Raw genomic sequence first — 25,384 nt, 5'->3', positions numbered from 1 at the left:
GAGGGGCGGAGCCCCTCCGGGCCTCCCCACAGCAGAAGCAACGGCATTTCTCAGACACTCTCTCAAAGATACATCACATCACACGTGCCGGGCCGTTTCATCCGAGGTCATCCAGCGGTTACCCGGACGTCGGAGAAGAAGGCCCGATCACCGCCCACCTCCACCCGATCGCCGATGATCTCAAATTCACCTCGCAGCCGGATGTCCTCGGAAGAGTTCCCCACCATCACATCGACGTTCCCGGGCTCCACGACCAGCTGCATGGCCCGGTTGAGGAAGGCCAGCTGGCTCATGTACAAAGTGAAGGTCACCGTACAGCCCTCCCCCGGCCTCAGGTGGACTCGATGGAAGCCCACCAACTCCTGGACGGGCCGGGTGACATCCGCCTCTCGATCACGCACGTATAGCTGCACGACCTCGTCGCCGGCGAAACTTCCCACATTCCGCACGCGCACGGAGATATCGATGCTCCCCCGACTATCCACCCGCGCGCGGCTCAGGCGCAGATCGCTGTACTCGAACTCCGTGTAGCTCAGGCCAAAGCCGAAGGGGAACAGCGGCTTCGAGCTCTCCTCCACGTAGTCCCCCAGCCAGCGGGACTGCCCACCGGACGGCTTGTGGTAGTGATAGACCGGGACCTGTCCCACGCTGCGGGGGACCGAGATGGGCAGCTTTCCTCCGGGGACGGCATCGCCGAACAACACCCGGGCCACGGCAATCCCACCGCCTTGCCCCGGCACCCAGGCGTGCAGGATGGCCGGGACATGCTCGGCCGCCCACCGGATGGCCAGCGGCCGGCCATCCACCAATACGAGCACGACCGGCGTCCCCGTCGCGCACACCGCCTCCAACAACGGCTGCTGCACGCCCGGCAGCCCCAGATCTGTCCGGTCACGCGCCTCACCGCTGGTGGACTTCACATCCAACCCCGATCGCCCACCCAGGATCAGGATGGCCACATCCGCCCTCCGAGCGATCTCGACCGCCTCGGCAAAGCCCTCTGTGGACGCATCCATCACCCCACATCCACGAGCATACAACACCTCGGTGCCATCCCCAACGGTCTCCCGAATGGCCTCCAACACGCTCTTGGCGCCGTACGTATGCCGGATGAAGGACTCCGAGTTCTCATCCCCCACCAGATCCCGGAACATCTCCTCCAGGCCGCGACGCGCCACCGCATCGGTGATGGGGAAAGCGCTCTCATCACCCTCCTGCACCTTCTCTATGAGCCGCTCGATATGCGTGGGATAGGCGTAATCGCCGAACAGATTGCGCACGCTATCCGCATTGGGGCCGATGACGGCGATCGTCTTCAAGCCCTTGCTCAGCGGCAACAATCGATCCTCATTCTTAAGGAGGACGATCGACTTGACCGCGATCTCCTGGGCCAGCCGCTCGTGCTCGGGTCGGCCATATACCTCCGGAATCCGGTCCACATCCGCATAAGGATTCTCGAAGAGGCCCAGCCGGAATTTGGCCTCCAACACACGGCGGACGGCCAGGTCCAACATCTCCTCGCCGATCCTGCCCCCACGAATCGCCTCCAGCAGCGGCTCACCGTACCCCTCCACCTCGGGTAGCTCCACATCCAAGCCCGCCTCCAGCGCCTGGGCGGCCGCTTCCCGGATATCGACCGTGAGATGGTGGTAGTCGGCCAGGGTGGGAATGGTCCGGTAGTCGGACACGACAAGCCCTCGGAACCCAAGCCGATCTCGCAGCAGATCGGTGAGGATCTCCCGAGAGGCGCCACAGGGCACGCCGTCCAGCTCGTTGTAAGCGTTCATGATGGAGGCCAACCCGGCCGTGCGAATCGCCGCTTCAAAGGGACGGGCGAACACCTCGTACAGCTCACGCGGCGGGATATGCGCGGGCGCCCAGTTCATGCCGCCCTCGGAGGCGCTATACCCCACGAAGTGCTTCCCCGTCGCGATGACGCCCGCCCGCAGGTCATCGCCCTGCAATCCCCTCACGTAGGCGCTCCCCATGCGTGACACCAGATACGGGTCCTCGCCATACGTCTCCTCGGTGCGCCCCCACCGCGGGTCACGGGCGACATCCAGCACCGGCGACAACCCCTGCCGTCCCCCCACGGCCAGCATCTGCTCTCGGATCACGGTCGCCATGCGCTCGACCAGGCCTGGATCCCAGGTGGCCGCCAGACCGATGATCTGCGGGAAGACAGTGGCGCCCCGTGCCATATAACCGGCCAGGCACTCCTCATGGATAAGGGCCGGAATCCCCAAACGCGTCTCCTCCACCAGGAAGCGCTGGATCTCGTTGGCGATCCGGGCAGACCGCTCCGGAGATACGTTGAGCGCGCCTCCCACCCGGGTGATCTGTCCGATTCCCCGCCCGATCAGTCGCCTCATCTTCTCCGGATCGGGCACCTTTGACCCGATGAAGGCATAAGACCAATGAGCCCCCAACTGGGCCACCTTCTCCTCCAGCGTCATCCGCCGGAGGAGACCCTCCACGCGCTCGGGAATCGGTCGCGTCGCATCCTTGTATACTGGGCTCTCCATCGATACCTCCCCCCTGACAGCTTGGCGCCGCCACAGGCGACGGCGCAGGACGGCTCTCACAGACCAGTAGAGCGCCTCCGGTCATCCCGACTCGTAACCACGTCCTCGCCGAGGAAGGTCAACCGGCGGACACCTTCGCCCGAAAGTATTCGATGGTGCGCGCCAGCCCCTCCTCCAGGGAGATCTGAGGCTCCCACCCCAGCACCCGTCGGGCCTTGGTGATATCCGGTCGCCGCACGCGTGGATCGTCCTTGGGCAGAGGTTTGAAGACGATCCCCGCCTCATTGCCGGTCATCCGGTTGATCAGCTGAGCGAAATCCAGGATGCTCATCTCCTGCGGATTGCCCAGGTTCACCGGCTCCACTTCATCGGAGTGCAACAGCCGCACGATCCCCTCCACCAGATCATCCACGTAACAGAAGGAGCGGGTCTGTGAACCATCGCCATACACGGTCAAAGGCTGACCGCGCAGCGCCTGACCGATGAAGTTGGGCACCACCCGGCCGTCGTCCAGCCGCATCCGGGGGCCGTACGTGTTGAAGATGCGCACGATGCGAGTCTCCACACCGTGCACCCGATGATACGCCATGGCCATGGCCTCGGCGAAGCGCTTGGCCTCATCGTACACGCCGCGCGGGCCGATGGGGTTCACGTTGCCCCAATAGGTCTCCGGCTGCGGATGGACCAACGGATCGCCATACACCTCAGAGGTGGACGCCAACAGGAAACGGGCCCCCTTGGCGCGAGCCAGCCCCAACGCCTTGTGGGTCCCCAGCGCGCCCACCTTCAACGTCTGAATCGGCAACTGCATGTAATCGATAGGGCTGGCCGGAGAGGCGAAGTGCAATACGGCATCCACCGGCCCATCGATGTAGATGTAGTTCGTCACATCGTGCTTGATGAAGAGGAAATCATCCCGCCCCACCAGGTGGGCGATGTTGTCCGTGTTGCCGGTGATCAGATTATCCATCGCGATGACCGAATGCCCATCGGCCAGCAGTCGATCGCATAGGTGTGAGCCGATGAACCCAGCTCCGCCCGTCACCAGGATCCGCATACCTTCCTCCTCACGAATTGCTCAAGAGGCCATCGACCGTTCGCGCCACAGCCCGGCCAGCAGCCCCAGGGTCATCATCCACACAAAGCTCAAATCCACCAGGAAGATCGAGTTATCGATCAGGCCATGCGCCACCGTGGCCGCCAGGCTGGCCAGCAACCCCACCACCAACGCCCGCTCGTCGGCGGAGCACTGCCGCAACAGCCGTAACGACACCACGGCCGCCTGACCGAACAGGGCGAGCCCCACCGCCAATCCCGGGATCCCCAAGCGCGTCCACAGGTCCAACACAATATTGTGCGGGTGAGACAGGTTCAACTCCGCCCAGGCATCCGGCAACACGTACCGGTTGCGATATTGATAGAGGAAGTTGTCCGGCCCCACCCCCAACCAGGGGTGGTCCAGCGCCATCCGCCAAGCGCTCTGCCATAGCCGCAACCGAAAGAAGCCGGTGCCACTCTGAAAGTCCAACGAGCGGGCGAACCGTTCCGTATGCAAAAAGGGCACCAGCGCCACCCCCATGATGACCAACACGGACAAGGCGATCCACACCGGGCGTCGCCAGATCCGCCCCGACCGTCGAGCCATCCACACGCCGAGGCCGGCGATCACGACCAGCGCCGCGGGCACGCCTAGCAGCAAAGCCCCTTTGCTGAAGGTCAGGAAGCAGGCGGCGAGGGAGGGGATCGCGGCCGTCCCGTACAGCCAGCGCCGCCGATCTCGCCCGAACGCCGCCACGCCCAGCATCACCGGGATGGCCCGGTCCAGGTACAACGCCAGGTTGTTCGGTGAGCCGTATAGGGCCCGCACTCGCCACACGCCCTCAGCCGTGATCACACCAGCCCCGGTCACATACTGCCCGACGCCGATCAGGCTGACCAGCATCGCGCCGAGGACGAACGCGTCCACGGTGAGCCACGGGGAAAAGCGGCGACCCACCACGGCAGGCCCTCGGGTCAGAATCCAATAGAACAGCGCCGCCTCAACGATGACGACCCGCAGCTCGCGTAACGCCACGCCCCGCTCCTGCGCGGCCAACGTCGCCAGAGCGGCGACGAACACGAAAGCTGCGATCAAGACATCAAACGGGCCACCAGAGGGACGCTGGGGAGAACGCCCAGCCGCCCACCCCACCAGCCAACGCCCCAACAGGATCGCCAGGCCCAACCACACGACCAGCTCCGGCGCGCGAAACGCCCGCCCGGCCAGAACCAACGGCCGCAGATAGAAGGGGAGGTACAACATCACCAGGAGCGGGAGCAAATCCGGCCGAAACCACAGGGCGGCGGCCAGAGCCAGAAAGGCCGCCAAACGCACAGGGCCGATGGGCGCCAGCGCCACGAGGGCTCCCAGGGATACAACGAGGGCCATCTGCACGTGGTTCGGCACACGGCGTGCCCACGTGTCCAGGCGCTCGGACAGCGCCCTCAAGGCGGCCCATGTGGCCCGGGCATCCTCCCATCGCCACGATCGAAGCAACGCGATCCCCAGCAGGATCGACAGCACGCCCAGGATATGCCGAATCCACGCCCAGGCAGGCGGCGCCTGCCCTTGTACGATCACCCGCTCCAACGCCCACTGGCCCCAGCCGCCGGTGGCCTCAATCACCGCCTGGTGCTCCCCCAGGGGCAGGTCCACGGCCAGGTTCACGACCTCCGAACGCGGCTCCGGGCCATAGAGGACCAGGTAGGCCCGTCCCTGGGGATCGCGAGGCAACTCGGGAGCGGGTTGCCCATCGATCTCCACCGTCAGGTAAGCCCAATACGGGCCACGCCGCACCTGCAGTGCGATCCCCCGCCCCCAGAAGGGGATCACCAGCCGATCACCCGTCCGGCCGATATCCGCCGCCATGGGGGTCACGCGCCATTCCCCCTGGTAACGCAGCGCCGGATGGTCCGGCCGATGCGTGCCCAGCCCCACCCGTTCGGGCGGCCCCGACACCTCCGCCAACGCATCCCACGCCGCCCGCGACGAGCCATCGGGCTCCCACAGGGCGAATCCCCACCACGGATCGTCCTCGGGGACGGGCGGCTGCAACGTAGCCCATAGCATGGGCCCCATCCAGGGCCACTCCCGACGGGCTCGCATCACCGCCTGTCGCAGGTAGGCCGCCTGTGTGGCCTCGTCCACCTGTCCCCAAATGGAAGGACGTCCCCGCCAGCCAGCAGGCAACGCATTCCACCCGAACGCGACGGCCCACAAGGGCGTCGATCGATCGCCATGGCGCTCCATGATGGCCCGCAGCGCCCGAGCGCGTCCGAAGCCCTCGTCGCCGTCGGGAGGAGCGTCGAACCCGTATGGCTCGGCCGCCACTGCATCGAACCAGGCGCTCCCCCCCAGGGCATAGATCCGGTCCAGGAAGGTCAGATCGCTCAGGTTGGCGCCCCCCGGCTCGTCGTTAGGGGCCAGGGCGGCCAACACCACCCACGCGTCGGGGTCACGCGCCTTGACCTGGTAGTATCCCTCCCGTAGCAATCCCAGATACTCCACCGGATCGATGGCGCGCGCGCCCCAATGCGGGGCGATGTTCGGCTCATCCCAGATCTGATAGACGTCGACGCGGTCCCGATAGCGGTCCACAAATGCGGCGACGAAGCGGCCGTAATCCGCACGCTCATGCGGAGGGGCGAAGGGGTTCTCGGCGTCCACCGGGCTTCTGGCCCAGGCGGGGGAACGATCCAGCACGGCGATGAGGCGGAATCCCCGAGCGGAGGCGGCCTCAATGATGCGGTCCCAGGTCTCCCACTGAAACCGTCCCAGAGAGGGCTCGATCTGATCCCAGGGGAAGCGCTGACGCAGCCAGGAGATCCCCGCGGACTGCAAGCGGTCCAGGACAAGGGGCAGGGCGTCCGGATCATACTGTTCCAGGGCGACGTTTACGCCGATATCCGCATAACCCGGCAAACGGACGGCCGGTGGAGGGGGCGCAGGGCGAGATCGCCAATTCACAAAGGCGATCGCCAGCAACAATCCCGCCAGGACGACCAGGCCGACGACCTGCCGGGCCGATCTCCCTCGTGAAGACACCCGATGAGCCACGAACGGAAGCCCCCTTCCTCATTCCCTGGAAACGACGCATCATCGTACCACAACGCCTCGCGAGGAGCAAAAGGGGACAAGCCAGGGTAGTGAATGGTGGAAATTCCGCGAGGCCCATCGCAAGCCCACAGGGGAGGGGTGCGGAGGGACCTCCCTCCGCCAAAACATCCTCTTTTTCCGCTTTGCACCTGTCCTTTCCCGGCCTGATTCGGGTGGGCAAGGCCGGGCAAGGCAGGTGAGGGGCGGAAACCGGGAGGTTTCTTTTGAGGGGCTGCGCCCCTCAAAGCTCCCTGCTGTATTTCCACCGAAAAAGATACACTACCCAAGCCAGGGATCGTGCAGGGCCATGGAGGCAAAAGCTGAACGCACAAAAGAGCAGGAGCCGGGACCTTTTGAGCGTCCCGGCCCCCGATGGATTTCCCTGGGATCTCTGAGCGCATGAACAGATGGGGCTCGCCGGCGGCAGTCCTCAAATCGCCGCCGAGAGGCCCAATGAGCGAGCCCCCTTCAGCTCTCCCAGGCCAGTTCGTCAGGGAAGAAGGCCAGATGGGCGATGCGCTCCCGCTGATGGGTATACACCATGTGCACACGCCCATCGGGGCCCTGGATGACGGATGGATAGGAATACTCCCCGGCCCCCGTCTCGATGTCCTTCCGCCAGGGCCAGGTCTCGCCGTTATCCTCCGACATCAGCAGGGAAAGCGGAGTGCGCCCCTGGTGGGTCGGATTGCAGGCCAGGATGATCCGTCCATCCGCCAGACGGACGGCATCCAGCCCGCTATTGGGGTGAGGGATGCCCGTGAGCGTCACCTCCGACCAGGTGCGTCCGTAATCGTCAGACGTGGCGGAGCATACGAAGCCCACCGCCCGGGTGGAGCGCATTAACATCTTCAGCCGGCCGGGGGCATACTCCCATACCGTCGGCTGGATGATGCCATGATGCTCCTGGGGCAACCGCAGTTCCCCGGCCGACGCGTCCCACACGGCGCTGACCCGATCGTCCCCGCCGCCATCGTATCCGGGCGCCACCAGAGGGCCGTACCTCACCCAGGACCGTCCCGCCTCCCGGACGATCTCCACCCAACACGCCCAGGACCGCCACGCCTCCTGAGAAGTGCCACAGAGGATGTCGCCATTGCTGAGCAGGATGGGCTTGTTCTTGGCCGGGCCCAGCAGGCCCGCCGGGAGGAAGACGGGATCGGTCCAGGTCTCCCCCCCATCGAACGACCGTACGTATGCCCCCGTCCAGGCGGGGACGGTCGGCCCCACCTTGTAGAAAAGCCAAACCACGTCCTCGCCATCCAGAAACAAGACGGGATTCCACAACGGGACGTCCAGGGCGTCCGCCACCTTGATCGGCGGGCTCCATCCCACGCCATCATATCGGGACAGCCAGATAGCCACGTCGGGATGTCCCTCATGGGTGCCGGCGAACCAGGCCGCCAGCAGCCGGCCGTCGGGCAACGCGACAAGGGTGGAGGCATGGCAGGATGGCGCCCCCGGGATGGCTTCGAAGATGGGCTCCGATTGAGGCATCTACCCTCCCCGCTCAGGCGAGTCCCGATATATCCAGGCTACGCCTGGATTCCCCAGACCGCACATCCGCACATCCTTCGCCTATTCGCTCGGCCACTTGCCCAACGGCTGAAGCGCAGCCTTGATCCCGACCAGCTCCTCCTCCGTAGCCCCCAGGGAGGGCAAGCGCGGCGCGCCCAGATCGATTCCGGAGGTTCGGGAGACAACGATCTTCAAGACGGGAATGGGATTGACGCGATCGCCGGGGGTTAACGAGTGGAAGAAGGGGAACATCTTCAGATAGATATCGGAGGCGCCTTCCACATCCCCCTCGATGTAACGCTGGATCATCTGCTTCATCAGATCACCCACAACGTGGGAGCCGCCACTGACCACGCCCACAGCCCCCTGAGGGAAGGTTTGGAGCACCATCGTGTCGTCACCACAATAGATGGTGAACTCCTCTGGCACGACCATCTTGAACAACGTCGTCTGGGTAGGGTTGATCCCCGCCTCCTCCTTAATGCCCAGGATGTTCGGCACATCGCGCACGAGGCGCCCCAACGTCCTGGAGTCAATGTTGACCCCGGTGAACAGCGGGATGTTGTAGAGCATCACCGGGAGTTTTGTGGCCTCCGCCACGGCCTTGAAATGCAAATACAGCCCCTCCTGGGTAGCCTTCTGATAATACGGGGAGACCACCATCGCACAGTCGTATCCGAGCGCTTCGGCCTTGCGCGTGTAGGCGATGGCCTCCCGGGTGGTGGCGGCACCGGTCCCGGCGATCAAAGGCAACCGTCCCGCATTCGCCTCCTTGACCACCTCAAAGGCCCGAATCCGCTCCTCAAAGGAGAGGGCATAGAACTCCCCGGTGGTCCCTGCCACAATCAGGGAATCCGCATAATCCTGCTCGATCACATAATCCACCAGAGCCGCCAGGGCTTGCACGTTGAGCTGATCCTCCCCATCGAAGGGGGTCAACAGAGGAAGCAAGACCCGGCCCAGCTTTTCCAACAGTACTTGCATTGCATAACCTCCTTGCAGCGATGTTCTGGAGATGAGTCAGCCCTTGGCCTGAGCGGGAGCCACAATGACTCGCCATAACGGAGCATGAAACGACGTTCACGATCCCGGGGACAGGATACTGCAAAACGATACCCCGGTCAATTTCGACACACCATCGCACGAGGCCTTTTCAAAGTCCCGCCTGCCGGACAGTTTGACTGAAGCAGGGAGACCACGAGGCCGCGTTGGCGGCTCCGCGAAGCCTGTAAGATCGGCCAAACGACCACGAGGCCCTCAGGGGTTCTTACCCCAAGGGCCTCGCGTTTATCCCCGTCAGATATGTGCGCTCACAGTAGCACTGTCCATCCCCTTCGCCGGATCCCCTATCGCAGGATCAACGGCAGATATTGCTCCCACAGCCTCACCGTCGGAGTGGGGGTCGGGGTCGGCAAGGGCGGGGTACTCGTCGCCGTCGGGGATGGGGTTATCGTCGATGTCGGTGTAACCGTCGGCGTCGGGGTCACCGTCGGAGTCGGCGTGAATGTCGGCGTCAGCGTGAACGGCTGCTCCCCGAAGTTCACAATGTGCTGCTGTCCCGCCACCACCTGCACCTGCACCCGATCCGGGCTGGTGCTGACATACCCAGCCGGCTGCTCCTCCTCTACCACATATGCGCCGGGGTCCACGTTATCGAACTGATACCAGCCACTCGGATTCGTATTGCGCACCTGCATCACTACGCCGCCGTTCGGATCTCGCAGCGTCAAGAGAACTCCAGGGACCCCTGTCGTCTCATTGGCCGGGGGATACGGATCACGATGGCCATCGCCATTGGTGTCGATGAAGACCCAACCGGCCACCTGGCCCACCTGTCCAGTGGGCGTGGACGTCGGCGTAAGCGTGGGAGTTGGGGTCGGCGTGGGGGTCGGACTCGGCGTAGGGGTTGAGGTCGGCGTGGGAGTTGGAGTTGACGCGAGAGTAGCCGTCGATGTAGGCGTCGGAGCAGCAATGAACTCGCCGCTATGCCGCAAAATGGTCCCATTCCATCCCACCAGATAAAGGGAGCCTGCCCCGTCTCCCCAGACACCTTCCAGGTCATTCGAGGTGCCGCTTATCAGCTGGCTCCACGAGGAACCATCATAGTGAAGAAGCGAACCGTTCCATCCGACCGCGTAGACGTCATTGGGGCCCGTCCCCCACACATCCATAAGTGACTCCGTCGTGCCCGAGGTCATGGTCATCCAAGTACTACCATCATAGTGGAGGATCGTACCACTCGACCCCACCGCGAACACATCGTTGGGGCCGGATCCCCATACGCCATGTAGGCTATCGCTCGTGCCACCGGTCATGGAGGTCCAGGTGGAGCCATCATAATGCAAGATCGTCCCGTACCATCCCACCACAAAGACATCATCAGGACCAGAGCCCCACACATCCGTGAGCCAGGATCCTACATCCCGCGTATAGACGGTGCTCCAAGAAACCCCATCATAGTGCACAATCGTCTGGCCAATGCCTCCTCCCCCCACGGCGTAAATGTCATTGCCTCCGCTCCCCCAGATACCCATCAAATCAAAGGCCGTACCGCTGGACATAGACGTCCACCCGGAGCCATCGTAGTGGAGAATCGTGCCCTCGTATCCCACCGCATACACATCGTTAGGCCCCGTGCCCCACACATCCTCGAGCCACACCGATGTGCCCGAGGCCATCGCCCCCCAAGCGCTGCCGTCGAAATGGTAAATGTAACCACGATTACCTACCACAAAGATATCATCCGCTCCACTACCCCACATACTCTCGAACAAGGTGGTCGGCCCCTGTCTGATAGGCGTCCAGGCGCTCCCATCATAATGATGGATTGCACCGTTCTCGCCGACGACATACATATTGCTTGCGCTACTCCCCCAGATGCCGAAGAGGTCATCTCGCGTGTTCGGCCCACTGAGCTGCGACCAACTGCTACCATCATAATGGTAAACATTCCCTCTCTCGGCAGCGACGTAAACATCACTAGGTCCCGTTCCCCATATATCGAAGAACGCGTCCCTACTGGTGTAGACCTCACTCCATCCTGTGCCATCGTAATGGTAAATACGCTCGTCGCCTCCCACCCATGGATCGAAATCCTCTCCTACAACATAGATATCATTGGGGCCGGTACCCCAGATACCATACAGGGTCACAGAGGCGGAGACGCTGGCATCAGAAAAATCACTCCAACTGGTGCCGTCGTAGCGAAGGATCGTACCGTTATCTCCCACGGCGTACACGTCTTGATCACCCCATACACCATACAGGTCAAAAGACGTGCCACTGGTCATCGTAACCCAGCTGGTGCCATCAAAGTGCAAAATCGTTCCTCTAAAGCCCACGGCATAGGTGTTTGTGATGCTATCCCCCCAGATCCCCTGCAGATTCTTGGTGACCGGGCTGGGCATCTCACTCCAGGTGCTGCCATCATATCGCAAAATGGTCCCATTATCCCCCACGGCAAAGACGTTGGATGGATCATACACCAGCACATCATTGAGATCGGACGTCGTGGGCACGTTGGACATCACATCCCAGGTGCTTCCATCGTAGTGCACAATCGTCCCCACATCCCCCACGGCGAAAATATCATTCGGCCCACTCCCATCGACTCCTTGCAGACGATTCCCTTGCGGAAGCGGGTTGATCCACGTCCATCCCCCTCCCTGCGCCTGAGCGGAGGGGGCCAAAACCCACACGGCCACCAGAGCCCCCAAGATGACCGACAATACCCCCAAGCAAACGAGCATTCTCCTCACCATGGTTTTCTCCTCCTTGATACATAGCTTGGCATGTGAGAAGAGGATACGCTTGCAGACAGCCCCATCCTCATACAACACAAGGGAACCGTTCAACAGCAGCCCTTCCACCACCCTTCCATGAACGAATACGGCATCCAGCCCCGTCTCCCTGGGCCTTTATCACGGCTCAAATCCCTCCACAGGCGACGCGCTGTCGCCGCCCGGCCCCTCCTCACCCTCTCCCATCACCTCCGAGCGCAGAAAGGCCATCAACGCCTCCAGGTCGCCAAACCCCCATCGGCGCCACTCCCTTCCCACCTCCAACAAAGCGAAGCGCCAGACCGGAGCCCTCCCCGGCCTGGCCTCCTCCTGCCAACAGCGCAATAGGTAGGATCGATAACGCCGTCCCTTCCCCGGGTGCATTCGCCCCTTCCTCTGAGTTGACCGGCAAGATGTTTTGAGGGGTCTCCCTCAGCTACCAGCCCCACAGGAGGAGGTGTGGAGGGGTCCTCCCCTCCACGGAAACCCCACTTTTCCGGTCTGTACCTGCCTCTCTCGGCCCTTTCCGCAGGACCCAGGCCGAGGCCAGGCAAGTCGAGGGCAAAAGAAGGGCTTTTTCCGGAGGGGCTCCCCCCAGCAGAAGCAACAGCATTTTTCAGACACACTCCGAGAGCGTGTCTGAGAAATAGCGAAAGGAGATACGATCCCTGGAGCGATCTTTGCCCCCTCGTGCTACCGATGCTATAGTGTAACCACATAGCCGTTCGCAAATCGTTCACAAACCGCCTTCACGATCATCACGGAGGAAAAAGCGGTGAGCGTGATCCGCCTGCGTGTCCTGGGACCTGTGCAGGTGGAACAGGATGGCAAGCCCGTACACGGCTTCGAATCCCAAAAAGCCCTGGCACTGCTCTGCTACCTGGCCTTGCACTCCCACCCCATTCCCCGCAGCCACTTAGCGGCCCTCTTCTGGGGCGATAGACCAGAAGCTCGGGGGAGGAGCAACCTGCGCCGGGCGCTGAATAACCTGACCTCCCTCCTGCCTGATTCCCTTCAGGCCGACCGACACATGGTCCAGTTCCGACGCACGCCTGAGCACCAACTGGATGTGGACCAATTCCATGCGCTGATGGATCAGGGAGATCCGGGCTCGCTGGCCGCTGCGGTGGCGTTGTACCGAGGGGAATTGCTGGCAGGCCTGTCTCCGGCCAACTGCCCCGACTTTGAAGCATGGCTGGCCATCGAACGAGAGCGCTGGCATCAACGGATCACCTGGGCTTTAGACCAGCTGGTCACCCACCACATGCAACAAGGCGAATATCGCACGGCCCTCGACTTCGCCTCTCGCCTGGTGGCCCTGGACCCATGGCGGGAGGAGGCGCATCGACAGAAGATGCTGCTCCTGGCCCGCACCGGTCAGTACAATGCAGCCCTGGCCCAATTCGAGAGCTGCCGCCGCATCCTGGCGGAAGAGCTGAACGTGGAGCCATCCCCGGAGACCATCGCCCTGTACAAGCGCATCCGGACGGCGAGGACGACGCGACGCCATAACCTGCCACCGCAACCCACCCCTTTCGTCGGCCGAGAGAGGGAACTGCAAGAGATCCGCCACCTGTTGGCCAACCCGGAGTGCCGCCTCCTCACGCTGACCGGACCCGGGGGGATCGGCAAAACCCGCCTGGCCCTCCGGGCGGCCGCCCAGAACAGCGACCATTTCCTCCATGGCATCTGTTTCGTCCCGCTGGCCCCCGTCCCCACAGCGACCCTCCTGGCCTCTGCGATTCTGGACGCCCTGTCCCCTCCCGTACATAGCCAGGAGGAGCCCAAGACCCAGCTCCTGCGCTATCTGCGTGATAGGGAGATGCTGCTCCTCCTAGATGGCTTTGAGCACCTGCGAGAGGGCGCAGATCTCCTCGTGGAGATCCTGGAAAACGCCCCGGAGGTAAAGCTCCTGGTCACCTCCCGGGAGCGGTTACACCTGCGATGGGAGTGGATCTTCGAGGTCGAGGGCCTAAGAATCCCGGAGAACGGCGAAAGCCCTCTCCAGGACCTGAGAGCCTGTGGGGCCGTGCAGCTGTTTCTGCAGATCGCCCTCCGAACCCATCCACGCTTCTCCCTCGAGCGAGAAAAGACCTCCGTCATATCCATCTGCCGATCGGTGGAGGGGATGCCTTTGGGGATCGAGCTGGCTGCCGCGTGGGTGCGGAAGTTCCCCTGCGCCACCATCGCCCGAGAGATCAAGCGCAATCTGGACTTCCTGACCACTCCCCTACAAGACATGCCTGAACGTCACCATAGCCTGAGAGCCACGTTCGACTACTCCTGGCGGATGCTCTCAAAGGAGGAAAGGCGGACGCTCAGGAAATTGTCCGTCTTCCGAGGGGGATTCCGGCAGGAAGCGGCAGGGTTCGTCGCAGACGCCTCTCCCGCCTTGCTCGCCGCGTTGGAGGAAAAGTCCCTCCTGCGCAAAGGGGTGGACGGGCGATACGAGATGCACGATCTGCTGCGTCAATACGCGGAGGAAAAGCTCCAACAGGTCCCTCAGGAGAGGTCCGAAACCCAAGACCGCCATTGCGCTTATTACGCCGCCTTCCTTCACCAGAGAGAAGCCTCTTTGGGCAACGCGGAGCGAGAGGAAGCCCTGGAAGAGATCAGCGAGGAGATCGAGAACATACGGGCGGGATGGACCTGGGCGATCACCCAGGGGAAGATCGCAGAGATCGACCGGATGCTGGAGTCCTTGTACCTCTTCTATGAGATGCGTAGCCGGTTCCGGGAAGGCGAGGAGATGATCAGGAGGACGGTGGACTCGCTGAAGGAGGCACATCACCTGGATTCCGACCGAAAAACGCTGGGGCGTCTCCTGATACGACAGGGCATACTCACTTACTACCTTGGCCGCTATCGGAGGGCGCAAGAACTCCTGGAGGAAGGCCTTGCGATCGCTCGGAAGGTGGGCAGCCGACGGGAGATGGCCCTCGCCTTGAATAACCTGGGCGTCGTCGCCGGGCTGCAAGGGGACTACGAAGAGGAGAAAAGGCTCTTCCGGAGAAGCCTCTCCCTGTATCGGGCGCTCGGCGACCAACGCCGGATGGCCGTACTGCTCAACAACCTGGGCATCGCAGAGCGCACCCTGGGAGCATACGAGGAGGCCCGACAGCTCAGCCAGGAGAGCCTGGCAATCTGTCGAGCGATCGGATATCGCCGAGGGATCGCCCGAGCCCTCCAGAATCTGGCCCTGGTCGCCCACTGCCAGGAGGCGTATGACGAAGCGAAGCGGTTCTACCAGGAGAGCCTGGACATCTTTCGGGAGAACGGCGATCAGTGGGGGGTGGCCCTCACCCTGGGCAACCTGGGAGACATGGCCTACCACCAGGGCGAATACGAGGAGGCCCAACGTCTACTTCAAGAAAGCCTGGCCCTACGTCGGGAGATCGGGGAGCAGCTGGGGGTCGCCATCGTCCTCAACACCATGGGCAGCGTCGCCCGGGCGATGGGGAACAGGCAGGCGGCCGGACGATATTTCCAGGAGGCGCTGGAGATCTCCGCTCAGATCCCATCGCTTTTCATGGTCATGGATGTGCTGGTCGAATCCGCATGGCTCCTGGCGGAGGAGGGGGAGGCGGAAAGGGCCATCGAGAACCTGGCCTTCGCCCTGCAACACCCCGCCACCGAAACCCGCACAAGGGAGAAGGCCCAGGATCTCCTCAACCGCCTGTCCGCCCGATTATCGCCCGAGGCGGCAACCGCCGCACAGGAGCGAGGAAGGAACAGCAAACTGGAAGATGTGATCGCCAGAAAGGTGTACCGCCCCGCTTCCATTTCTTGACGAAAGAGGAAACCTCTTGTAGAATCCCTTTGCGTATGCCCCCTGCGATTGCGGGGGGTTATGTATGCACACAAACCACGGCGCAATCCATGCACCGGGCCCAGGCCCAGTGGAGGCATACACGAGAGCCTTTGGCGCCAGGTAGGAGTTTAGGATATGGCAACTGTGGAATTGAATGCGCAACCACGCTCGGTTACGGGACGGAAGGTGAAGCGATTACGGGCCCAGGGATGGATCCCGGCGGTCGTCTACGGGGCGAACAAGCCCTCACAGGCGATCCAGGTGAACGAGCATGACATGGAGCGCGCCCTGCGGCAGGCCGGATACACGCAGCTGGTTACGCTTCGGATCCAGGATGGCAACGGCGCCACCAGTGACGCCGTCCTCGTGCGAGAGGTACAACGCCATCCGGTCCGGCGCCACCTCCTCCACGTGGACTTCTACCGTGTGACCATGACGGAGAAGCTACGCGCCGAAGTGCCCGTGCACATCGTGGGCGAGGCCCCGGCCACAACCCTGGGCGCCATCCTGGTGCAGAACATGAGCACCGTCGAGGTGGAATGTCTCCCGGCCGATATCCCGGAATCCATCGAGGTGGACATCTCCGGCCTTGCCGACGCCGGCCAATCCATCCTGGTATCTGACCTATCCGTGCCTGATGGGGTGGAGATCGTCTCCGATCCGAACGAAACGGTCGTGAGCGTCGTCATGTCCCGTGCCGTGGCCTCCGAGGTGGGCGAAGAGGAAGAGATCGTCGAGGAGCCTGCCATCACGGAACCTGAGGTCATCGGCAAGGGCAAAGCCGCCGAGGAAGAGGAGGAAGAGGCGGAGGAATCCGAGGAAGAGTGATCCGCCTCCGGAGCCAACGAGTCAGGCCTGCGCACGTGCGCAGGCCTTTTCTTTAAGAGCGTGTCCGAAAATCTGCCGGCAAGGCGCCTGAGGGGCTCCCTCAACCACCAACTCCATAATGAGGAGATGTGGAGGGTACCTCTCAGGGGAAGGACCGTCGCGTCCACGTCAGGGGATCCACGGGGACATCGCCGATACGCAGCTCCCAATGCAGATGCGCCCCGGTGGAGAGCCCGGTCGTGCCCACCCGGCCGATCACGTCCCCCACCTGCACCCTCTGGCCCGGCTTCACATCGATGCTCGACAGGTGCCAATAGCCGGTGTGCACGCCCAGGCCGTGATCGATGGCCACCGCGTTCCCCCGCACGGCCAACGGCTCGGCGAGGACCACGCGTCCGGCGGCCGGGGCGACCACGGGCGTGCCCTCCGGAGCGGCAAAGTCGTGTCCCTCATGATAGCTGCTCACCGGGCCGCCATTGTAGGAGCGCCGCGTGCCGAAGGGAGACGACGTGACAAAGCGGGGTGGCAGAGGCGTCACGAACGGTCCCTCCCACAACGGCCGATCCACCGTGTCCGCCCAGACCTCGGCCAGCTTCTCCCGCTCCGCCCGCAGCTTCTGAGGGTCCAGGAGATCGCCTTTGGCCGGGGGCAGAACCACGTGCTGCACGTCATAGTCCCCCTGCACGATCCACACCGGCCACTCGATCTCGGTCACCTCTCCGCCTGACGCCACGCGCACTCGCAGGGATTTGCGCCCCGGCGCCATCAGAGCGCCGACAGGGGCCACCCCCCAGTATCCATCCTCGTCGGCGACCATGAGCACGGGCGCCCCCTCAAACGTCACCGTCAGCGCAGACGACGTGGCCAGCCGCACCCGCACGAACAACGTCTGCCCCTGTTCCGCCACGGCCGGATCCACACGAACCGCCGTGATCGGCCCCTTGGGCAGGAGAGGCGCCTCGTCGGCGAGCACTGTAGGCACGGAGAGCAGCTGCCCCACCACGATCAGATCGGGATCTTCCAGGCCGTTGGCCTCAGAGATGGCCTCGACCGTGGTGCCAAAGCGCTGCGCCAGGATGGACAAGGTGTCCCCTGGCTGCACGCGGTACGGCAGCGTCCCGCTGATCGGAACCATCGGGGAGCTGGCCGTCCCCGGGATGATCAACCGCTGCCCCACCACGATCAGGTCGGGATCACTCAAGCGATTCGCCCGGGCCAGCTCCTCCACGGAGACCTGGTAGCGAGAGGCGATTCGAATCAGCGTGTCGCCCGGACGGACGATGTAGGTCTCGCCCGAGGAGGCGGCCACGGCCGGCGCCAGGCACAGGAACAACGCCAGGACGAGAAGGCCACCCCACCAGCCCTTATGGACCACGCGAATACACCTCCGGCTTCAGCACGCCAATGAACGGCAGGTTCCGATAGATCTGAGCATAATCCAGGCCGTACCCGATCACGAACTCGTTGGGGATGGTGAACCCCACATAGTGAACGGGGACATCGACCTCCCGCCGTTCCCGCTTATCCAGCAGGGTACAAACCCGCAGCGAGGCCGGGTTGCGCTCCTCCAGGATGCGCAGCAGGTAATCCAGCGTTCGCCCGGTATCGATGATGTCCTCTACCACCAGGACGTCCTTCCCCTCGATGGGTTCATCCAGGTCCTTCAGGATACGGACCACGCCGCTGGACTCCGTGCCGCTGCCATAACTGGACGTCGCCATGAAATCGATCGCGTGAGGGATATGAATGGCGCGCATGAGATCTGCCATAAAGAGCACGCTCCCTTTCAACACGGCGATGAGCAACAGCGCCCGCCCTTTGTAGTCACGGCTGATCTGCTCACCCAGTTCCGCGATGCGAGCTTGGAGCTCCTCCTCCGAGATCAACACGCGCGCCACATCATCCAGGAGTTGATGATTCGTCATGAGCGCCTTTCTCCCACTCCTATCGCCCCGCCTGCGAGGATGCCGGGGATGAATCTGGAGGGAACGACCCGGCCGGGCTTCCCAGCACCAAGCCGTAAGAGAAGAAGCCGCCAGCACGATACTGACGGCGCTCCGGTAGGCAATGAATCATGTCAACGACCCCTTGCGGCGCCATTTTACCACACTCGGGGAGAGGGAGGCAAAACACGCCGCCAGGGGGGACGCGCGACGCGATCCCCCTCTGCTCACAGCGTCTCGATGGTCTCGCCGACGAAATCGCCATGGATGTCAATGCGCCGCAGATCATCGTCCAGGTCCCGAGCCAGAGCATTCTTCAGGTGGGCGAACACATCCCGCAGCCGGGCAAACGAACGACCGTGCCGCCGGTCCAGAAGCCATTTCGCCTTGAACCTCGCCTCCTGGCGCCGGATCGGACGGCGGACACGTCGCCGGGGGATACAAAAGAGGTCGATGATGGAGTAGAGCACATACGGCTGATCGGGATCCGTGTGATCCCAGAACAACAGGAAGGCCCTGGGGGCGTAGGCCAGCAGCAGGCGGGCGGATACCTCGTCCTGAACCAACAGATGGCGCTCATCGATCCCCGCCAGCTCGGCCCAGCGCGGGCGATAACGCTGCCGCTTCTCCTTCACCTCCAGCGCCACGCGCACCACCTCGCCACGCACCCGGGTGTGAATCAGGAAATCGGGCCGATGCAACGCCTTCGTGTGATCCTCGTAGTCCCACCCCAACAGATCAAGCTGCTCCCGCACGGCCATCTCGAACGTGCGGTCCTCCAGATCCTCCGCCCAGTAAGAGGCCCGTCTTTCGTACAGGCTGCGTCGTTTTCCCGTCATGCGAACACCTTATAATCCGATCCTGAAGAAGGGCATTCCAGCTCGTGCAGGGGCACATGTCCGTTCAACGCCCGGAGCGCCAGCGTCCGGGTCAGCGGGAAAATGGGCTCCAGAGCAAGCAACTCATCCGGCGAGAAGAAACGGGCCTGGCTGACCTCCTGTCGATCCGGCCTGGGCTCACCATCGGCCTCGACCCGGAAGACGACGAAGATGGAGGAGAACCCGGGTCGGGAGCGGGTGCGCAACCCCACCACGCCGACCACACGGCCGTCCAGCCCTGCCTCCTCACGCAGCTCCCGCAGCGCCGCCTCGTCCGCCGTCTCGCCCGGCTCCACCACCCCTTTCGGGAAGCTCCACGTCCCCGCGTGAGGCCCGGCCGCCTCCCGCACCAGGAGCACACGGCCATCCCGCACCACAGCCGCCCCCACGCCGAGATCATACGCCCGCATACGCCTTCCGCCCATCCGATCGCTCACCACACCCGACATAGCAGCCCCTTCAGATACTCCGACTCCGGAAAGCTCAACAGGACCGGATGATCCGATCCCTGCGCCAAGCGCCCGATGACCTGTACATCTCGTCGGGCGTCGATCGCCGCCCCGAACACGATCTTCTGAAACAGATCCGACGAGATCAGACCCGAGCATGAGAACGTCGCCAGCAATCCCCCGGGCCGCAGCAAACGCATCGCCGAGAGATTGATATCCTTGTATCCCCGTGCGGCCGACGCCACCTGCCCTCGCGTGGTGGCGAACTTGGGTGGATCCAATACGATGACGTCGAATTGCTCCCCCGCCGCACGGTAATCCCGCAGGATCTGGAACACGTCCCCTTGGATCAGCTCGTACCGATCGTCAGAAAAGCCGTTGAGGGACAGGTTCCGCTCGGCCAGCTCCAGGGCTTCATAGGAGGTGTCGATATTCACCACGGAGGTCGCGCCGCCGGCCAGGGCATAGACGGCGAACGCCCCCGTATAGGAGAAGGCGTTGAGGACCCGGGCTCCACGACAGATCCCGCCCACAACGCCCCGATTCTCCCGCTGATCCAAATAGAAGCCGGTTTTCTGCCCACGACGCAGATCGACGAGAAACCGGTATCCCGCCTCTCGAATCTCGACCAGCTCCGGCGGCTCCTGGCCGACGAGCACTCCCTCGGATAGCCCCAACCCCTCCCGGCGCCGGGCGGTCGGATCGACCCGCTCGTAGATCCCCGCCGGCTGGAGCAGCTCCTCCAACAACGCCACCAGCGTGTCTCGCACCGCCTCGACACCCCGGGAGGAGAACTGAACCACCAGCCAGCCGGCATAGTGATCCACCACCAGGCCGGGGATCCCGTCGCTCTCGCTGAAGACCAGACGGTAGGCGTCCGTCTGCGAATCGGCGGCCAGGTCCGCACGGCCTTGGATCGCCCGCTCCAGCCGTCGCCTCCAGAACGCCCGATCGATCTCCTCGTCCGGATCCCAGGTCAGCAGCCGGACGACGATCTGCGAGCGGCGATTGAGGAACCCTCGCGCCAGCCGGTCCCCACGCGCGTCGACCACCTCCACGACCTCGCCATCCCGGGCCGCGTCATCGATGCTCTGGATGGCGCCGGAGAACAGCCAGGGATGCCGGAAATGCACCGGGCGCTCCTTGCCGGGCTTCAGCACGACCCGGGGCAGCCTCCCATTACCTGCAGCGGGAGAGCTCACGCCCCGGCCTCCCGACAGACCAGGTGCACCACATGCCGCGTCGAGGGGCAAATCTTCGCCCGCTCATCCACCCGATAGCCCACCACCCAGGCGATGCCCTGCACCCCTTCCACCAACGGCCACCTCGACCGCAGGGCGGCCGGCAGCTTGACGTTGATCATGAACTCGTTCAGCTTCACCCATTTGCCTCCCATCCCCAGCGGCTGGAATCGATCGCCCGGACGCCGTGGGCGCACCACGGGCGATTCCCCCAGTGCGTCCGCGTCCAGCCACGCCTGCCAGGGGTCCGGGTTCTCTCGCCACCCGGATGGCAGCTCCTCGACGGGGAGACGCCGAGCCTCGATCTCCCAGCCCTCATCCAGCGGCGTGATCCCCGGACAGGTCAGCGGGCGAGGCTCCCGTACCTGGGGGCCGGGCAGCTGTGGGGTGGCCTCCTCATCGGCGATCTCGATGCGATCGTAGTCCACCCGCAACATCAGCCCCCGGGGCAGCGTCGCCCGATCGCCGGTCTCGCCGGATCGAGCCACGCGCAGCGCCTGCTCGATGTGCACGAAGTTGATGTCCCGCAACGTCCGGCGCAGGCGGTGTACCGCCTCCCGCAGCGTGGCCCGCTGTAGCCCTCGAGGCAGGGCGCGCCACTTCACCAGGTCGAACGCGATGCCGCCCGCCGGCGATGGCCGTTCCACGCGCGCCCATGCGTCGTTCAGGGCAGCACGTAATATCTCGTAGTCGTCCGCCATCACCGCCGCTGAGCGCCGGATGACCTGACGCACACCCGGGTTATAGGTCTCCAACAGCGGCAACAGCTCGTGACGCAGCCGATTGCGGTAATATGTGGTGTCCAGGTTGGAGCGATCGAAGCGCGGCGTGAGCCCATGAGCGGCACAGTACGCCTCCACATCCGCCCGGGGAACGTCCAGCAGCGGCCGCACCAGCCAGCGGGGATGCTCGCCCTCCACAGGAGATGTAGGCTGACCGCCCAGCGCTCGCTCCAGCGGCTCCAACAGGCGATACTCTCCCCAACGCGTCTTATACAACATGCCGCGCAGGCCGGAGATCCCGGCCCCGCGAAGGAAGTGCATGAGCACCGTCTCCGTCTGGTCATCCGCGTTGTGCGCCACGGCCACCACGGGGGCGCCCATCCGCTGGGCAACCTGCCCCAGGAAGGCATATCGGGCGCGGCGGGCCGTCTCCTCCACGGCGATCCGGTAGCGCTGAGACAGGGCGGGCACATCTGCGTGGCCGATCTCGCACGGAAGGTCCCACTCGGCGGCGATCCGGCGCACGAACTCGGCGTCGGCGTCCGCCTCGGCGCCGCGCAACCCATGATGCAGATGGGCGACCACCAGGCGAATCCCCAGATTCGGCGCCAGCGAGCGCAGGACGTGCAGCAGACAGAGCGAATCCGGCCCCCCAGACACGCCGACGACCACGGTATCGCCAGGGGCCATCAACGATTCTCGCTCGATTGTCTCCAGGACCGTCCGCACGACATCCATGTTGCCATTATACCACAGCAACAGCACCCCCTCGGAATATGCTACCAAACGGGCGATGCGTGGGGCGATCAGCGCCTGCGCGTCACCCCCACGTCTTTTTGGGCCTCACAGTCATATGGTATAATCTCAGATGGCACGCGGCCGGTTGCTATCCGCCCTGTGTGTCCGCGCCCCACTATCACCGGGGGTGATCATGCTTAAGGAAGAGGAAACGCGTGTTTAACCCGCTTAACTGGCTGCTCGGGTTGTTCTCACTGGACATCGGCATTGACTTGGGAACCGCAAACACGCTGGTTCATGTCAAAGGACAGGGGATCATCATCAACGAACCCTCGGTGGTGGCCATCGACACCCGCAAGAAGAACCGCGTGGTCGCCATTGGGGCCGAGGCGAAGGAGATGGTCGGGCGCACGCCGGCGCACATCGTGGCGATCCGCCCTCTGCAGGACGGCGTGATCTCCGACTTCGACGTCACGGAGCAGATGCTCCACTATTTCATTCACAAGGTCCATGATCAAAATCTGCTGAGCATCCCACGGCCGCGAGTGGTCATCGGCATCCCCAGCGGCGTCACGGAGGTGGAGAAGCGTGCCGTGCATGACGCGGCCATCAGCGCCGGGGCGCGTGAGGCCGGGCTGGTGGAGGAGCCCATGGCCGCCGCCATCGGCGCCGGACTCCCGGTCACGGAGTCCATCGGCAGCATGATCGTGGACATCGGCGGTGGCACCACCGAGGTGGCCGTCATCGCCCTGGGCGGCATCGTGGTCGCCCGGTCCATCCGCGTCGCCGGGGACGAGATGGACCAGGACATCATCGACTACGCCCGCCAGAAGTACAACCTCCTCATCGGGCAGCGCATGGCCGAGCAGGCGAAGATCGCCGTCGGCTCCGCCTACCCGCTGGAACAGGAGGAGATCATCACGTTGCGGGGGCGAAACCTGGTCACCGGGCTCCCGGAGGCGATCGACGTCTCCAGTGTGGAGATCCGGGAGGCGCTGAGCAACTCCGTCTCCGTGATCGTGGACACCGTGCGAGAGACCATCGACGAGACACCTCCCGAGCTGGTAGCCGACCTCATGGAGCACGGCATCGTCCTGGCAGGAGGCGGCGCCCTGCTCCGCAACCTGGACGTCCGGCTGAGCGAGGAGACGAAGATGCGGGTCTACGTGGCCGAGGATCCGCTGACCTGCGTGGCCCGTGGGGCCGGGATGATCCTGGAGCGCCCGGAATACTATCGAGAGACTCTGACCAGCCTGCAGCGAGGGAGCACCATTCACTAGCACGAGGAGCGGAAAACCGGGGATGCCCCTCGATACCACGCCGGCTGCTCGAACGGCAGCACGTGGAAGTCCCCGATGGCAAGTCGCCATCAGGGGTGAAAAGAGCTCATGATGCGCAATCGTCCCCTCCAACAACCGTTGGCCTGGACGGAAAAGAGCGTTTATGTCAAGAGACCTCGAAATCGCCTAGCCTGGTTGGGCGGGTTCGTCATCCTCTGCCTCCTTACCATGGGACTATATGCTACAGGGTATCTGGAGCCAGCTCAGGACATCGTCCTCCAAGGGCTGGCTCCGGCGCAAGAGGGGATCAGCGACGCGGCGGATCAGATCGGCGGCATTGTGACGACCGTGCGCGACCTGCGGACCCTGCGCCAGCGCAACGCGGAGCTGGAAGCCCGCGTCAACCAACTGATCATCGAAAACGTACAGCTCAAGGAGCTGGAGGCGGAAAACGCCAACCTGCGGAAGCTCCTGCACTTCGCCCAGAAGCATCCCTTCCTGGAGTTCCGTGGGGCGGAGATCGTCGCCCGGGTGATCGGGCGCGATCCCACAAACCTATCCAACTACCTATTGATCAACCTGGGCCGGGAGCACGGCATCCGGGAGGGTATGCCCGTCGTCACCGAGCGAGGCCTGGTGGGACGCATCAGCCGGGTGAACAACACGACCAGCCAGGTCTTGCTGCTCACCGATCCGGCCAGCGCGGTGAACGCGCTGATCCAGAGCTCACGCCTGACCGGGCTGGTGGAGGGACAGGCGGGAGGCGGGCTGATCATGAATTACATCCCCCAGGATGCCGTCGTGACCCCCGGCGAGATCGTGATCACCTCAGGGTTGGGCGGCCACTTCCCACGCAATCTGGTCATCGGACAGATCACGGCCGTGCACCAGCGCGATTATGAGATGTTCCAGAAGGCCATCGTGCGCCCATCCGTGGACTTCAACCAGATCGAGCAGGTGCTGGTGATCACCAACTTCGTCCCCATCGAGGGGATCGAAGACCTTCCCAACCGATAGTCGGACCCGAGGCTACCCATGACGCCTTTGTTGTTCATCCCTCTGCTGGGCATCCTAGCCATATTGCAGTCCACCCTGTTGCCGCGCTTCCCCCTGTTGAACGTCCACCCGGACCTGGTCCTGCTCACCGTGATGAGCTGGGCCCTCCTGCGCGGCATGACGGAGGGATTGACCTGGGCCTTCATCGGCGGCATCTGGATCGACCTGCTCTCCGGCGGGCCGTTCGGCCTCTCCCCGCTCACCCTCGTCATCACCGCCTTCCTGGTCAGCCTGCTGGAATCCGGCCTCTTTCAGGAGCACATCGTGCTGGTGATCCTCATGATCGCCGGAGCCAGCCTGCTGCATGGCACGCTCTATCTGTCCTTTCTGCGCCTTGGGAATCACCCGGCCGCCACCACGGCCGCGCTGTGGCGCATCATCATCCCGACGGCGCTCTACACCAGCCTGCTCACGCCTATCGTATTCCCCATCATGCGATGGCTCCACCGGGTGACCGGGCGGGAGCAATTGGAGTGGTGAG

At 63.8% G+C, this 25,384-nt stretch carries 18 protein-coding genes; 5 read left to right on the top strand and 13 right to left on the bottom strand.

The genetic code is table 11. From position 1 onward, the window contains the following. Window positions 1-107 precede the first annotated feature (107 nt). The 7 genes from GXP39_12370 to GXP39_12340 form a co-directional block, all read right to left on the bottom strand. Window positions 108-2,525: a beta-glucosidase gene (locus GXP39_12370; GenBank protein NOZ28832.1), complete on the bottom strand. Its 2,418-nt coding sequence runs from the start codon at window positions 2,523-2,525 to the stop codon at window positions 108-110. 118 nt (window positions 2,526-2,643) lie between these two features. Continuing rightward, the gene (locus GXP39_12365; protein NOZ28831.1) at window positions 2,644-3,582 is read right to left on the bottom strand and encodes an SDR family oxidoreductase; all 939 of its coding nucleotides are present in this window, start codon (window positions 3,580-3,582) and stop codon (window positions 2,644-2,646) included. 21 nt (window positions 3,583-3,603) lie between these two features. Beyond that, on the bottom strand, window positions 3,604-6,621 hold the full coding sequence (locus GXP39_12360) for a hypothetical protein (protein NOZ28830.1): 3,018 nt from the start codon (window positions 6,619-6,621) through the stop codon (window positions 3,604-3,606). A 507-nt stretch (window positions 6,622-7,128) separates the two neighbouring features. Next, entirely contained in the window at window positions 7,129-8,157 is a 1,029-nt protein-coding gene (locus GXP39_12355; protein ID NOZ28829.1) for an exo-alpha-sialidase, read from the bottom strand. Window positions 8,158-8,238: 81 nt separating this feature from the next. Next, entirely contained in the window at window positions 8,239-9,162 is a 924-nt protein-coding gene (gene dapA / locus GXP39_12350) for a 4-hydroxy-tetrahydrodipicolinate synthase (protein NOZ28828.1), read from the bottom strand. Between the two features lie 362 nt (window positions 9,163-9,524). Then, window positions 9,525-11,915 carry a WD40 repeat domain-containing protein gene (locus GXP39_12345; protein NOZ28827.1) on the bottom strand — a complete coding sequence of 797 codons (2,391 nt, stop codon included), beginning with the start codon at window positions 11,913-11,915 and terminating at the stop codon, window positions 9,525-9,527. Window positions 11,916-12,098: 183 nt separating this feature from the next. After that, a complete protein-coding gene (locus tag GXP39_12340) occupies window positions 12,099-12,341 on the bottom strand; it encodes a hypothetical protein (GenBank protein NOZ28826.1) in 243 nt (80 codons plus the stop codon). A gap of 391 nt (window positions 12,342-12,732) precedes the next feature. Here GXP39_12340 and GXP39_12335 point away from each other — a divergent pair, with 391 nt between their 5' ends. Beyond that, window positions 12,733-15,747, top strand: a complete 3,015-nt coding sequence (locus GXP39_12335) for a tetratricopeptide repeat protein (GenBank protein ID NOZ28825.1) — start codon at window positions 12,733-12,735, stop codon at window positions 15,745-15,747. A 156-nt stretch (window positions 15,748-15,903) separates the two neighbouring features. Beyond that, the gene (locus tag GXP39_12330) at window positions 15,904-16,596 is read left to right on the top strand and encodes a 50S ribosomal protein L25 (GenBank protein ID NOZ28824.1); all 693 of its coding nucleotides are present in this window, start codon (window positions 15,904-15,906) and stop codon (window positions 16,594-16,596) included. 142 nt (window positions 16,597-16,738) lie between these two features. On the opposite strand, the gene GXP39_12325 is transcribed toward GXP39_12330, so the two are convergent. From GXP39_12325 to tilS, 6 genes are all read right to left on the bottom strand, one after another. Beyond that, the gene (locus GXP39_12325) at window positions 16,739-17,971 is read right to left on the bottom strand and encodes a LysM peptidoglycan-binding domain-containing protein (GenBank protein NOZ28823.1); all 1,233 of its coding nucleotides are present in this window, start codon (window positions 17,969-17,971) and stop codon (window positions 16,739-16,741) included. After that, entirely contained in the window at window positions 17,961-18,521 is a 561-nt protein-coding gene (hpt, locus tag GXP39_12320; protein ID NOZ28822.1) for a hypoxanthine phosphoribosyltransferase, read from the bottom strand. Before hpt ends, GXP39_12325 begins: the two co-directional genes overlap by 11 nt. A 245-nt stretch (window positions 18,522-18,766) precedes the next feature. After that, a complete protein-coding gene (locus GXP39_12315; GenBank protein NOZ28821.1) occupies window positions 18,767-19,378 on the bottom strand; it encodes a hypothetical protein in 612 nt (203 codons plus the stop codon). Next, on the bottom strand, window positions 19,375-19,866 hold the full coding sequence (locus tag GXP39_12310; GenBank protein ID NOZ28820.1) for an NUDIX domain-containing protein: 492 nt from the start codon (window positions 19,864-19,866) through the stop codon (window positions 19,375-19,377). The genes GXP39_12315 and GXP39_12310 overlap by 4 nt, the downstream gene beginning before the upstream one ends. Further along, complete coding sequence (locus tag GXP39_12305) at window positions 19,851-21,038, bottom strand: class I SAM-dependent rRNA methyltransferase (GenBank protein ID NOZ28819.1); 1,188 nt, start codon at window positions 21,036-21,038, stop codon at window positions 19,851-19,853. The genes GXP39_12310 and GXP39_12305 overlap by 16 nt, the downstream gene beginning before the upstream one ends. A 26-nt stretch (window positions 21,039-21,064) precedes the next feature. After that, the gene (gene tilS / locus GXP39_12300) at window positions 21,065-22,588 is read right to left on the bottom strand and encodes a tRNA lysidine(34) synthetase TilS (GenBank protein ID NOZ28818.1); all 1,524 of its coding nucleotides are present in this window, start codon (window positions 22,586-22,588) and stop codon (window positions 21,065-21,067) included. Between the two features lie 215 nt (window positions 22,589-22,803). Here tilS and GXP39_12295 point away from each other — a divergent pair, with 215 nt between their 5' ends. The 3 genes from GXP39_12295 to mreD all read left to right on the top strand — a co-directional run bounded on the left by GXP39_12295 (window position 22,804) and on the right by mreD (window position 25,383). Further along, window positions 22,804-23,847: a rod shape-determining protein gene (locus tag GXP39_12295; protein NOZ28817.1), complete on the top strand. Its 1,044-nt coding sequence runs from the start codon at window positions 22,804-22,806 to the stop codon at window positions 23,845-23,847. Between the two features lie 108 nt (window positions 23,848-23,955). Next, window positions 23,956-24,864: a rod shape-determining protein MreC gene (mreC, locus tag GXP39_12290; protein NOZ28816.1), complete on the top strand. Its 909-nt coding sequence runs from the start codon at window positions 23,956-23,958 to the stop codon at window positions 24,862-24,864. An 18-nt stretch (window positions 24,865-24,882) separates the two neighbouring features. Beyond that, window positions 24,883-25,383, top strand: a complete 501-nt coding sequence (mreD, locus tag GXP39_12285) for a rod shape-determining protein MreD (GenBank protein ID NOZ28815.1) — start codon at window positions 24,883-24,885, stop codon at window positions 25,381-25,383. Window position 25,384: the final 1 nt, after the last annotated feature.

Source organism: Chloroflexota bacterium (assembly GCA_013152435.1).
In the GTDB taxonomy this organism is placed as follows: Bacteria; Chloroflexota; Anaerolineae; order DUEN01; family DUEN01; genus DUEN01.
Note: the sequence above shows the minus strand (reverse complement) of the source record. Positions and strands in the feature narration are given on the sequence as shown.